This window comes from Estrella lausannensis (genome assembly GCF_900000175.1).
Lineage (GTDB): Bacteria > Chlamydiota > Chlamydiia > Chlamydiales > Criblamydiaceae > Estrella > Estrella lausannensis.
In genome coordinates this window covers 71,496-84,925 of sequence record NZ_CWGJ01000026.1, presented here as the reverse complement: position 1 = coordinate 84,925, position 13,430 = coordinate 71,496, and the positions used below count along the sequence as shown (strand labels likewise).

Genomic DNA, 13,430 nt, shown 5'->3' with positions numbered 1-13,430 from the left:
CAGACTCAACAACTATGGTATAAGACGATATTTTTTTCTTTCGAGTGAATCTAACAAGAAATCGCATAGAGTGAAGGACGCGTTAATTGCTAATTTTGCATGAAATAACAAGGGTTTATATTTTCTTGCATGTCGATCAGATAATTGATTGCTCAGCCCAGCTACACCAGCAACAATACTTGACAATCCAGTTGCAACCTGTTTTAAAGTATCTTCCATGTCTTTATGATAATCGAGATTCAGTTGTCTTTTCACTGCTTTATATAAAGAAATTAAATCTCCTTTACAATCGGGAACATCTACATCTAATTCTTTCAAAATGAATTCCATAATACTTTCTGCAAGTGATCTAGCATTTGTTATAGCTCCATCTATGTCAGGCTGTGGAAGAGTAAGCTTTTCTCGGCATTTATTAATTTGCTCATTTATAAATTCGTGTGAAATTGGAGCATTTTTTATATCTATTAATCCGCTGTCTGTGTGTTTGACTTTTCCACCTATACCTCGATCGGTTTCGACGATTTGAAGGATATAGCCATCTTTTACGAGAAACACGTTAAAATTTTGTGTAACTTCTTTTAATGAAGCCAAAAATGAATCAAAATGGCTGAGGTGAAATATTTCTTCAATTAGCATTCTTAGCTTTTCAGATCCATTCAATTCATCAATTTTACATTTGACATAGTCTTTACGTGAAGAAAATCCATGCCCATAAACGTCTTTATCTTCTCTAAAGTCATTAAACAAATCGACTAATTCTTTTCCTGTCCTGTAAGGGTTTTCTAGAATTATATCGGCTAATTTTTTTTTCGAAGCAGCTGAAATTTTCATGATTTTTTCAATGGATAATGCAATGATTTTGCAGGGATTTTTTAAAAAAAACACGCTTATATTTATCAATAAAAAAGGCTAGGATTTTACCTAGCTGTTTTGGTAATGGAGGTGGAAAGACGGATTCAGAACGTTTGATTGGACATCGTTTCACATTAAAGCCTTGTTTGAAACCTCAAAAAAGATTTATTTTTAACGGGTTAACATCTTTAAATAGCTACAAGGTCTTTAGGAACATCGAATTCAAGAGGTTCTATCGATTGAGAATAGTCAGTCATATGTATGATTTTAAAAGCTCTTCGAAAATCGTCGTCCTTGGATAGTAATTGATCAAGAAGCCAAAGTCTCAAATCTCTTTGCGTTGTCAGATTCATCTTGGAACTTTTATTTCCCGTCTTTTCCCATTTCACGACAGCAGGGTGGGTCACTCCAAAAAGTTTGCCAAACTCAGTCTGAGTTAGCTCAAGCCAATTGCGGACAAATCGTATTTGATTTCCAGTCATGTCGGATGGGTGATGGGCAAGAGCTAATAGAACAACCTTTTGTAAGATGTTGAGATTAACGTCTAGAGTCCAGACACCACGCAGTTCTACCATCGGAACGTTGCGTAAAATAATTGGAAACCCTAGTCCTTCATAAATAACTTCTTTTTCAACTTTCTGTTTTTTCATCTTTCTAGCGCCTCTGTTCAATATAAAAGGCTGTTATAATCAAAAGGTCTCTTTCGTCATCAAACGATATGATAACCCTTAAATCGAGACCGTCTACGGTTTCCCCCCTTAATGCATAGTTCCATGCTTTGAAAACCTCATCAAATTGGTCTTTGCTTTTTTCATGCCTTCCCGTTTTTAAAACATGGATGATTTCAGGCAGGGAGATGTTTCTCTCGTTCTTTCTCAGAGCAGCATGGAAAGTATCCCGATATGCACCCGAGGCAATACAGCTTTTGATACGTTCGGTGAGGTATTCAATTTTTTTCGGTCGTTTCGGTGGCAATGGGCGGAACCTGTCTTTTCTTTAAAAGTAACTAAGTTACATTTAATTTGTCAAGGGTAAATCTTTTGCAGTTTAAGACAAAAACAACCACAAGTGCGGTTTGCTTAGCCCTGAGTAGCTTTACCCATTTGATTTGCAAATCCTGAATAGTGGAATGAGCTGCCCTTAACGGCTGTTTACGACTAATTTTCACTTAAGTAGTCGAGATCAAGCTTTTTCAAGGAATAACTTTCTGTTGTGTATAGACCAAGGTCAACCTCCCACATCAAATCCAGGAGTTCCTTCCCGTCTATGAGAATAATTTTAGATGAAAGAGACGAAGCATAATCTCTTGCCTCTTTTGAGAAGGATGAAGTTGTAATAAATATGCCCTTCGGGGCATTTTTCCCTAAAAGAGCTCCTGCAAATTTCTGGATTTCAGGACGTCCAACAACAGAATCACTTTTCCATCGTTTTGCTTGAAGATAAATGACACTAAGGCCTAGGCGGTCTTCATTAATCACTCCGTCAAGGCCTTCATCACCAGATTTTCCTAAAGCCATCCCTGCATCTTCACGACTTCCACCATAGCCCAGCTTCAAAAGTAGATCTATAACCAATTGTTCAAAGAACGAGAATGAGCAAGAAAGAATTTTAGTGAGTAATTCGTCTAGAGTTGCGGCCTTACAAGTTCTGTAAATTTTGGCGAGAGATTCATCAGGGGTTTCAAACTCTTCATTACAAGGCGTAGCTTTCGAATCGCTTTGTGGACTTAGGTATTCTTTGGCGTTGGATCGCTTTTTAAATTGCTGAAATGAAGGGTATTGGCTCAGTAGCTCCAAGTTTAATTTCTCGGGTTGCTTAGCTAGTATCCTGAGTCCCTCTTCTGTTGGAGTGATAACACCTCGTTTAGGAGAGGTAAGAAGTCCTGCTTTCAGCAAATAAGTTTTCGCCCAGCCGATGCGATTTGCTATTACCCTTTGAGATCCTGAGGGGAGAAGTTGCTTTTTTTGTTCTTCAGATAATTTGAACTGGTCAGAAATGATATCGACAGCCTCACCCATCGACAACTCTTTCTTTTGAGCCGATAGCCTAAGAAGGGGTAGCATGCAAGTTTGATAATCTGGAATGCTCATTATCCTACCTCCGATTCCCTATAGAGATACTTCTGGAAACCTTCAAATACTTGGCTAATTTGACTAGGATCGCCGAGATCTGCTATGGCGTCATTATAGGCGTTGTACTTTAAAAGAAGGATTGGTCCTAGCTTTTCCCTATCCAGCTCATCCACTCCACTTCTCACATAGTGAGAGAGAACGAAACTGAGGAACATTTGCTGTTTGGTATTAAAATGTTCTGAAATGATAATTTTAGCTTTTAAGGCCCTCTGTTCCCTCGTCAAGGTTGGTGCTGCATAGGCAACATGTGCCAAAACATCAAAAAGATCGCATTTTTCGGCGTCAATGATGCGCTGCATTTCTAAAAGTTGCTCGCGGCCAAACCCTTTTTCTGCTAGGCCTTCTAGGAGCTTCCTTCTCGTACTTGGAACACTCCAAATCTCCCGCAGCTGCTCTTCATTTTTGAAAAAATCGGGAAGTTCGCCAAAGAGTAGTTCCATAAACTGCTGAGCAGACATGGGGGTCCCATTGGAGTGCCAAAAGGTCGTAGACATCATGTGCTGAATGTTGCGCGCTTTACCATCCGCTAATTTGACCTTAGTTTTGGTCTTTTTCTTACAAATGCAATTAATCCGCCCACAGTTCTCGCAAGGGTCTTTAGGACATTCACAAGGTCGTTTTCCACATTCAAAGCAAGGTTTTGGCTCAACTCTTTCACAAATACAGGGGCGTAACGCGCATTCTGGGCATGGGTCTTCTTCTTTAGGGGGACCGTCCCACTCTTCATCTTGAAAGTGCTGATGCGCCTTCACGAAGTCATAAATCGTGAAGTAATCTTTGCCGTCATATAGGCGCGTTCCCCTTCCAATGATTTGCTTAAACTCAACCATTGATTTGATAGGGCGCATTAGAACAATGTTGCGCACGTTTCGAGCATCAACACCAGTTGACAGCTTTTTCGAAGTAGTCAAAATGGTAGGAATTGTTTTTTCGTTGTCCTGGAAGTCTCGAAGAAACTGGTCACCTAACGTGCCATCGTGCGCCGTCACTCGCTGGCAGTAGCTGGGATGCTTACTTGATTTCTTCTGATTGATGAGGTCGCGAACAGCAAGAGCATGCTCCTGAGTGGCGCAGAAAACCAATGTCTTCTCATCCTGATTAATCTGTTCCATGAAGAGCTGAACGCGTTTGGCTTCTCTTTCCTTAATTTCGATATTTCTGTTGAAGTCCGACTCAACGTAGCGCTTCCCCTTTTCGATTTCCCCCTCTACCAGTTCGTCATCATCTGTATAGACATACTCATCGAGCGTTGTAGCAAATTGCTTTACCTTAAAGGGAGTAAGAAATCCATCATTGATACCCTCTTTCAATGAGTAGATAAAGACAGGTTCGCCAAAATACTCATAGGTGTCGACGTTGTCTTTTCGTCTAGGCGTCGCGGTCAAGCCAAGCTGAACTGCTGGTGAGAAATATTCCAAAATATCCCGCCAAGAGCTCTCATCATTTGCACCGCCTCGGTGACACTCATCGATGATGATAAAATCAAAAAAGTCGGAAGGATATTCTCCAAAGTAAGGAGAGGATTGCCCATTCTTTGGAGGTCCACTCATAAAGGTCTGAAAGATTGTGAAAAAGAGACTACCATTCTTAGGGACAATTCCTTTCTTCTTGATATCTTTGGGGTCTATTCTAACAAGTACATCTTCAGGAAAAGCAGAAAAGGCATTATAAGCTTGATCAGCTAGGATATTTCGATCGGCTAGAAAGAGAATGCGAGGACGTCTTGTCGGTTGGCGACTTAAATTCCATCGGCTCTGAAAGAGTTTCCATGCGATTTGGAAGGCGATAAAGGTCTTTCCTGTTCCTGTAGCAAGAGTTAGAAGGATTCTTTGCTTGTCGTGAGATACCGCTTCTATTACGCGATTAACAGCGATATCCTGGTAGTAGCGTGCCTGATGTGAACCGCCCTTATCCTCAAAGGGAATTTGAGAGAATCGCTCCCGCCATTCATTCACATCGGAAAATGTTTTGTTCCAGAGCTCTCCAGGAGAAGGGAAACAAACAAGCTCGCCCTCATCCCCTGTTTCCATATCAATTCCGTATATACCCTGACCATTTGTGGAGTAAGTGAAACGAATAGTCAGTTTGGCCGCGTAGTCTTTTGCTTGTCCCACACCCGCTGTAAGCTCTTCGTCCCAAGCCTTTGCTTCTACAACGGCTAGTTTCGTGTTCTTGTAGATGAGGACATAATCGGCTTTTAGACCTTTTCCGCGACGACCATACCCCTCCAACTTCCCTTGTGTAATGTGATACTCTCGCTGAATGGCGCTGCCAGCAACCACGCCCCATCCAGCCGCCTTGAGTGCAGGGTCGATATGCTCAGCTCTCGTATCTGCTTCATTCAATGGCCCTTTCATAACTCTCCATTGAATGCTTGATGTAAGAGCGACTTCTTGATTTCTTCTAGGGCAGAGAGTTTCTTTTGATAGATTGCCTCAAGTTTCAGAGTTTCTTGTGACATTTTTTCAAGATTTTTGACAATTTGGCGCTGATTATGAAGTTGAGAAGGAAGGCTAACTCGTAAATTACTCCACTTGGACTTGTTGATTATCGGTAAAGTAGTTTGCCCAGATTTAAGCCATACTTGATGTTGGAATTTTCTCGTTAATAACTGGAAGTAAATAAATTTATAATCGATTCCATCGTCAGGAGTAAATGAATTTATTTGCTGATTTGTAGTAACATCACGATCACAATACCCACACTTGCCTATAGTACCGATGCAAACCATAAGTACAGACCCTGCCTTAATTAGTCTAGCTAAAGCAAGACCGTCCATAGACAAGCCATAATCTGCATAGTTTAAAGTGCCATCTTTGTTAAAGTTTGCTGGTTTGATAAAAGGAATATAGTTCCCATAGTTATTTTTATCGGATGTTTTTGGCGTAGAGCCTGTCTGAATCACCCCAATTTTCCCTAGAGTAGTCTCATGCCATCCTTCTCCTTTTTGAGAAAAAATATCATTCAAGTAGCTCTCAAAGAGTGCGCGGGCATTTTGAAGATTCCTTTCAGTATTTGCTTTGGCGATGTCGATGGCTTCGAAGGACTCGTCGAGAATACTGACGATGCGTTTTTGTTCTTCAAAAGAAGGAAATGAGAACTGTATACCATGAATTTGTCTTGATGAGAGGTGCTTAACAGTTGTGTACCCTGTTCTCTCTTCAATTTTCTTAAGATAACTGTTAAGACCATAGAGCAAAAAGTTTGGATAGATTTCTCTTGAAAAACTATGAAGCTTACACACTCGCTGATTTAAGAGAGCGTCATCTCCTAGCCACTTATAGCAGCCAAATTCTCCGTCCATTCCTATTAGTAAATCATCTTTTTTCACCAAGTATTTTCTATCGTATTCTCCTATGTATTGAGTTTCTGTGTGGTAGCCATTTTTGAGGTCTCGTATTCTAATCAGCGGAATACCTTTTAATATATTGAAATTTTTGGAACTAAATGCATATCCGTTTTGTACCTCAAGAAGTTCATGGAGATTTTTGGTAATCCATTTTTCATTCATAGAATCTCCTCTATCTTGGCAAGAACTTCAGCGCTGCCAGCATCTAGCGAACGAATTTCTTCGATTATTTCGATGGGCGTTCTGTGAATAGTTTCTTCTTTCGCATTGGGGTTTTTGACTGAAAGGTCAAATGTGCTCTGGTCGATATCCTTGATATTGAGTGACCAGCTTTTCGCAGATTCTGCGAAAGTTTTTTGTAACTCGACAAACTCCACAAGGTCGGTATCATTCAGTGGATTTGTTTTTCCAAGGTTGCGACCTAGGTCAAGTTGATAGTACCAGGTCTTTTTAGTTGGTGCGCCCTTTTCAAAAAAGAGCACAACAGTTTTTACTCCAGCACCAAGAAAGGTACCACCAGGGCAATCCAGAATTGTGTGCAGGTTGCTGCTCTCAAGAAGAAGCTTACGCAGGCTAATGGAGGCATTGTCTGTATTGGAAAGGAAGGTGTTTTTAATGACGACCCCAGCTCGCCCCCCAGCTTTGAGCATTTTGATAAAGTGCTGCAAGAATAGAAATGCAGTCTCACTTGTGCGGATGGGGAAGTTCTGCTGCACTTCTTTTCGCTCTTTTCCTCCAAAAGGCGGATTAGCCAAGATGACATCGAATCTGTCTTTTTCCTGAACGTCGGCGAGGTTTTCGGAAAGGGTGTTCGTGTGGGTGATATTGGGAGCTTCAATGCCATGCAAAATCATGTTCATGATGGCAATGATGTAAGCAAGAGACTTTTTTTCTTTACCGTAGAAGGTACTCCTTTGGAGCGTTTGAAGGTCCCTAGTGGTAAGATTGCCCTTTGACTTTAGATAATCAAACGCTTCACATAAGAAGCCAGCAGAGCCTACGGCACCATCGTAGATTTTATCTCCGATTTTAGGCTGAACTACCTGGATAATGGCACGGATGAGCGCTCGCGGGGTATAGTACTCGCCCCCGTTACGCCCTGCGTTACCCATGTTTTTAATTTTAGTCTCGTAAAGATGGGATAACTCGTGTTTTTCGTCCTGAGAGCGAAATCGTAGCTTATCGATATGGTCTATGATTTCCCTTAGGCTGTAACCACTGGCGATTTTGTTTTTGATCTCCGAAAAGATTTCGCCGATTTTGTATTCGATGGTGTTGGGATCTGTAGCATTAGTCTTAAACCTCTGCAAATAAGGTAAAAGCTCTTTGTTGACGAAATTTAGGAGGTCATCTCCTGTCAATGCAACATTACGGTCCAGCAAGCCATTTTTATCTTTTGGAGCTGCCCAGCTTTCCCATCGATACGGTTTCTCTAAGATGTGGGAATAAGTTTTACCATGCAGCGTAGCTTCAAGAGCTTTATCTTGCTCAAGAGCATCAAGATACTTCAGGAAGAGAAGCCAAGATGTTTGCTCAGTGTAATCAAGTTCGCTGGTGCAGCCCGCATCCTTCCAAAGCACGTCATCGATATTTTTAAAGGTTTGTTCAAACATGCTGTTTCCCTTTTGTTGTCAACTTCGCGTTGTTCATTCGCTAGATAAATCGATCTTTGGTGGATTTATAAACGCTCAAATTAACGTACCCTGCCATTTTTGAAGTGCACTTTGTTTCCATATTAAAACTCATTGAGCACAACTTTGGACATGGTTGGCTTGATGCTTCGTAGGTAGGCACCCTTCTTACAAGTGATCCTTCTCAAAGCTCCTGTGATACTTTAACGATTGAGCAAATGTGGTGTTGAATAACATCCGTTACAAAACCACTTAAAATTCAAACTTTTTTAATTACCGAATGGCAATATCTACCAAGCTATCTCATGAAGCCCGATTACACTCCAAAATAGCAAAAAGCACTGCTATTTAAAACTCACTAAATAAATTTAACATTACCAAGGGACGTATACTACATTTTTTCATGTTTGATGTCCAGGGAGTTAACTATGAAAAAACTAATTTAATAATAGTTTTGATTTGGATGCGGCAGGAACATAAGTAGGTACTAACCCATGAACCATAGCGCTTCTTTGAAAATTAAATGATGATACATCTTCAAAAAGACGGCCGGGCCAAAAAGCCGGCCGGGCTTTTTGCCCGGCCTTAATGGAGGTGGAGAGAATCGAACTCTCGTCCTAAGCAAACTACGCACTGACCACTACATGCTTAGTGTCCTGAGATATGTGCCGTCTCCGATGCAAGACACCCCACTAGAGACGGACAGCTTCCTTTTATCTTAGAAGTGGAGCCCGGGAAACGTTAGGTCTCCAAATCAGTACCGAGGTCAATGACGGCGCATCCAGAACTCTCGGTCCGGTGCTGGTGAGCCGCGTTACGAAAGAGGGTTAGTCTTAAGCAACTTTTTGTTCGACTGCAGCAAAGTTCACTGCAATCACTTCTGCTTTCTTAGTAGCATTTATTCGTTTGCCGGTTTTTTAAAGAGGCCAACCGACTCCCTCTGCATGCAATCAATGTTTCACTTCCTAGTCGAAACCAAGTCACCCCCGATTTCGCCTTCATTATACCATGAATGAAGGATTTGCGACAATCCTCCCGAGAGAAAACTACATTGAAACAAAGTCCGGTGTTTCAAAAACAAGAGTAGACATTTTTGACAAAAAACAATATAAATGACAGAGATTAATAATTTTATAGTTTATTACCACCAAAACTTGGATCCTCATGAAAGTTTCATTATTTAACCCATTCTCTGCCGAATACACCGCTTTGAAAGAATTCCCCAAACTGACGCTTTCGCAAAAAATCGTCACATTAGCCCTTTCGGTGCTGGCCGGGTTGGCCACTTTCTTCATGCTGGGGCTCGGCGGAGTGGCCGTATTCCGCACCTTGGTAAGCAGATTTTCTGTAACTCCACCCGAACGATTCACCGCCCCGCCACTCCTTGAATCAAGTGAATTCAAAACCAACTGGGTGGGAAAATCGCGCGGCGAATTTTTCAAATACCACCTCAACAAAAGATTGGCTCCCCTGGGTAAAGGGATTGCTTACGCAGTGGACAATGGCGACTGCTTTTTTGACAGCGTGGCGCAAACACTGACCCTGGCAACTCAAAAAAGAGTCACCGTCCGGGATGTACGCGCCAAAGTAGCCGAGTTTGTCGAAAAACTGCATCAAGAGAGTCCGGACAACTGGGTGAAAGAAGGGGCAAGAGGCAGCCATGACGATGCCTACGACATTTTCTTAGAAAGAGTTGGGCTCACGGTGGATGAGTGCAAAGAACGAAACGTAGTTCCGGTCTGGGGTAATGCGTTGATCGCGAAAATTGTTGCCGAAGCCTACGGCATCCAAATCCGCGTTCACGGCCTGGGAACCTATGATGTCGATTTCGATACCTTGCTTGAGTTAAGAACTCAGCATCGGGATGATGAGATCTACATGGTTATTGAACGGGACATGGTCGCCGAAGTGCTCTTCGAGGATGATGAAAACAGTATGTTCGGAAAGGAGGGCGCCCCCCTGATCGAAATTGCCTGCTACACTGCCGGACCGACAGGACATTTCTACCCTGTATTCAACAGGTAACTCAATTCAAGATCTTGCGCAGCCGGTAAGTAGTTTTTAAGCTGCGCAAGACTCACTTCATCCGGTAACAGTCTCTTAAGGTGGACTTATTGCTCCATTTGGAGTAAACTTGCGTCCATAAAGTTCTTTTTGCCCCAAGTGCTCAACAGTCTCTGAGATTTTGCAGGATACCGCTTTCCTGAATTCGAAAATGCGCCCGCATCTTCAAGACGACATATACCGAAAGTGTCTCGATTTGGAGTGGGCGAGCGGCAGTGAAGAACAGCAAAACCCCAAAAAAAACAAGCCAAGAGTTTTAAGCCATGCTCGATGAAGTAGTTCACGACTCCTTTGATGAAAGAGAAAAAAAAGTCCTTGAATTTTGGAAGAAGAACCGCATTTTTGAGCGGTCGGTAGAACAAAACAAAGACAAACCTCCCTTTACGTTCTACGACGGCCCTCCCTTCGCCACCGGTCTTCCGCACTATGGCCATCTACTTGCCGGGACAATCAAAGACGTCGTTCCCCGCTATAAAACCATGAAAGGCTACCACGTCCCCAGAAGATTCGGTTGGGATTGCCATGGCTTGCCCATCGAAAACGAAATCGAGAAGAACTTCAACTTAAGCGGCAGCGCCTCCATCGAAGAATTCGGCATCGCCGAGTTCAACGAAGAGTGCCGTAAAATTGTACTCCGCTACACCGAGGAGTGGAAAAGCGTCGTTAGCCGCATGGGCCGTTTTGTCGACTTTGAAAACACCTATAAAACGATGGACTTGACGTTCATGGAGAGCGTTCTTTCGGTTTTCAAAAGTCTCTATGAAAAAGGGCTTGTGTATGAGGGCTATAAGGTAATGCCCTTCTCCGCAAAACTGGGAACCCCCCTTTCCAATTTTGAAGCGGGTGAAAACTACAAGGATGTCGACGATCCTTCGATCACCATCGCATTTCCTTTGGAAAAAGAGCCGGGCACCAGCCTCCTCATCTGGACGACGACCCCCTGGACTTTAATCTCCAACCTCGCCGTAATGGCAGGGCCCGAAATCGACTACGTCAAAATCGAAGTAAAAGGGAGCGGTGAACGCTACATCCTCGCAAAGTCACGTCTTGGAGAGTACTTCAAAGAAGAGGAAAGCTACACCATACTTTCCACCATGAAAGGAAAGGAGCTCGCAGGACTTACATACGAGCCTCTCTTCAACTATTTCCTAGGCAAAAAAGAAGAGGGGGCCTTCCGCGTCATCTTAGAACCCTCCGTCTCCACTGAAGATGGTACGGGCCTTGTGCACTCCGCCCCGGCCTTCGGAGAAGCGGACTTTTTTGCCTGTCAGAGAGAGAAAATCCCCCTCGTGTGCCCTGTCGACATCAACGGTAAATTCACGCAGGAAATTCCGGAGCACGCAGGCCTTTTTGTCAAAGACGCCGACAAGGCGATTATCCGCAGGGTCAAAGAGAGCGGCCGGCTCTTCCGCCAAGCCACCATTCACCACCGCTACCCCTTCTGCTGGAGATCGGACACTCCCCTCATCTACAAAGTGGTGGAAACCTGGTTTGTCGCCGTCGAAAAGATCAAAGATAAACTGCTCGAAGCCAACAGGCAGATCCACTGGATGCCGGAGCATATCAAAGAGGGCCGCTTTGGCAAGTGGCTGGAGGGTGCAAGGGATTGGGCGATCAGCCGCAACCGCTACTTTGGAACTCCCATCCCCATCTGGCGCGCCGAAGATGGCGAAATCCACGTCATCGGAAGCATCAAAGAGCTCGAGGAGTTGACAGAGACTAAAGTCACCGACCTTCACCGCCACTTCATCGACCACCTAACTTTTGAAAAGGGCGGTAAGGTATTCCGCAGAATCCCTGAGGTGTTTGACTGCTGGTTCGAGTCCGGATCGATGCCCTACGCGCAAAATCACTACCCCTTCGAAAACAAGGAAAACTTTGAGCGCACCTTCCCCGCAGATTTCATCGCCGAAGGTCTAGACCAGACAAGAGGCTGGTTCTACACGCTGACAATTCTGGCGGCAGCCCTCTATGACAAGCCCGCGTTCAAAAACGTGATCGTCAACGGCATCATCTTAGCCGAAGACGGCGCCAAGATGAGCAAACGCTTAAGGAACTACCCCGATCCGATGGAAGTAGTTAAACGCTATGGGGCCGATGCCGTCCGCCTTTACATGCTCCACAGCCCTGCCGTGCGTGCGGAAGACCTCTGCTTTAAAGAGAGCGGTGTCGAGCTGGTGCTAAGACAGATTCTGATCCCGCTCTGGAACGCCTACTCCTTCTTTGTCACCTATGCCCGCATCTCGGGATGGAGACCGGAAAAGCATCTGGAAGAGGGCGACTTCCCAAGGGAAGAGGTGCTAGACAGATGGATCCTCTCCAGGCTTAACCATCTGATCAAGGATGTGGAAGAGGGAATGGACCGCTATGATCTCTCAAGCGCCGTCGAGCCGTTTGTCGGGTTCGTCGATGACTTGACAAACTGGTACATCAGAAGGTCGAGGAGACGTTTTTGGTCCGACGAAAAGAGCGCCGGAAGAGACCAGGCTTTTGCCACTCTCTACTATGTGCTTTTAGAGCTGAGTAAAATCGCGGCACCCTTTGTCCCCTTTATCTCCGAGGCCATCTACGGAAACCTCAAAGGCGATCATTCCCCGGAATCGGTGCACCTCGCTGCATTTCCGGCCTATAAAGAGAATATGCGCGACTTACACCTGGAAGAGTCGATGGAAATGGTCAAAAGAGCTGTGAGCCTAGGGCACGCCCTCCGCAAGGAGAAGAAGCTGAAAGTGAGGCAGCCGCTCCCCCTCGCGACTTTAATCTCGGCAGAAGAAAAAGCGCTCTCATTCCTTGAAGAGCACAAGTTCCTGATCGAAGATGAGCTCAACGTCAAGGGAATCCATTTTGCCCGCGACGAAAGGGAGTTTGTGACCATATCGACAAAGCCCAACTTCAAAACGTTGGGGCGCCGTCTCGGCAAAAAAATGAAGGCCGGACAGGAAGTGATCGAGAAGCTAACGAATCAAGAACTCAGCACTCTCCTGGAAGGCAAATCGCTTCAGCTGACCCTTGAAGGAGAGCCCTTCGAACTCCTTCCCGAGGATATCGAGATCCGTCGCACTGTAAAAGAGGGCGTTGTCGCCGAGCACTCAGCCGGGCTCACTATCGCGTTAGAGACAACTCTAACCGATGAGCTGATCCGCGAAGGGCTCGCTCGAGAGATCGTCAATAAAATCAACACCATGCGCAGAGACTTAGGTTTCCACGTGACAGACAGAATCCATGTGACAGTGGAAACGACGGAAAAAGTCAAAGAAAGCTATCTCGGGCATGCCGAATGGATTAATGGCGAGGTGCTGGCTCTGACCTTTGAGTTTAAGAAAAGCGAGGGCACGTCCTGGGACTTAAACGGCGAGATGGCCACGATCGCCATCCGCAAAGGGTAGCCCTCTCACAGGGTGC

The 13,430-nt window shown here is 44.4% G+C and carries 9 protein-coding genes and 1 other RNA gene; 2 read left to right on the top strand and 8 right to left on the bottom strand.

Features of this window, described 5'->3' with window-relative positions; genetic code table 11:
* Positions 1 to 12: 12 nt before the first annotated feature.
* The 8 genes from ELAC_RS09525 to ssrA form a co-directional block, all read right to left on the bottom strand.
* Positions 13 to 831: an abortive infection family protein gene (locus tag ELAC_RS09525; protein ID WP_098039059.1), complete on the bottom strand. Its 819-nt coding sequence runs from the start codon at positions 829 to 831 to the stop codon at positions 13 to 15.
* A gap of 209 nt (positions 832 to 1,040) precedes the next feature.
* The gene (locus ELAC_RS09520; protein ID WP_098039058.1) at positions 1,041 to 1,502 is read right to left on the bottom strand and encodes a hypothetical protein; all 462 of its coding nucleotides are present in this window, start codon (positions 1,500 to 1,502) and stop codon (positions 1,041 to 1,043) included.
* 4 nt (positions 1,503 to 1,506) lie between these two features.
* Positions 1,507 to 1,827 carry a DUF4258 domain-containing protein gene (locus ELAC_RS09515; RefSeq protein ID WP_098039057.1) on the bottom strand — a complete coding sequence of 107 codons (321 nt, stop codon included), beginning with the start codon at positions 1,825 to 1,827 and terminating at the stop codon, positions 1,507 to 1,509.
* A gap of 182 nt (positions 1,828 to 2,009) precedes the next feature.
* Positions 2,010 to 2,942, bottom strand: coding sequence for a restriction endonuclease (locus ELAC_RS09510; protein WP_098039056.1), 933 nt, complete (start codon positions 2,940 to 2,942; stop codon positions 2,010 to 2,012).
* On the bottom strand, positions 2,942 to 5,329 hold the full coding sequence (gene hsdR, locus ELAC_RS09505; RefSeq protein WP_098039155.1) for an EcoAI/FtnUII family type I restriction enzme subunit R: 2,388 nt from the start codon (positions 5,327 to 5,329) through the stop codon (positions 2,942 to 2,944). The genes ELAC_RS09510 and hsdR overlap by 1 nt, the downstream gene beginning before the upstream one ends.
* A gap of 8 nt (positions 5,330 to 5,337) precedes the next feature.
* Positions 5,338 to 6,495, bottom strand: coding sequence for a restriction endonuclease subunit S (locus ELAC_RS09500; RefSeq protein WP_098039055.1), 1,158 nt, complete (start codon positions 6,493 to 6,495; stop codon positions 5,338 to 5,340).
* A complete protein-coding gene (locus tag ELAC_RS09495; protein WP_098039054.1) occupies positions 6,492 to 7,946 on the bottom strand; it encodes a class I SAM-dependent DNA methyltransferase in 1,455 nt (484 codons plus the stop codon). Before ELAC_RS09495 ends, ELAC_RS09500 begins: the two co-directional genes overlap by 4 nt.
* A gap of 604 nt (positions 7,947 to 8,550) precedes the next feature.
* Positions 8,551 to 8,952: a transfer-messenger RNA gene (gene ssrA / locus ELAC_RS09490) on the bottom strand.
* 176 nt (positions 8,953 to 9,128) lie between these two features.
* On the opposite strand from ssrA, the gene ELAC_RS09485 reads away from it, so the two are divergent.
* Both ELAC_RS09485 and ileS read left to right on the top strand, forming a co-directional pair.
* Positions 9,129 to 9,989, top strand: a complete 861-nt coding sequence (locus ELAC_RS09485) for an OTU domain-containing protein (RefSeq protein WP_098039053.1) — start codon at positions 9,129 to 9,131, stop codon at positions 9,987 to 9,989.
* A gap of 302 nt (positions 9,990 to 10,291) precedes the next feature.
* A complete protein-coding gene (ileS, locus tag ELAC_RS09480) occupies positions 10,292 to 13,414 on the top strand; it encodes an isoleucine--tRNA ligase (protein ID WP_098039052.1) in 3,123 nt (1,040 codons plus the stop codon).
* Positions 13,415 to 13,430: the final 16 nt, after the last annotated feature.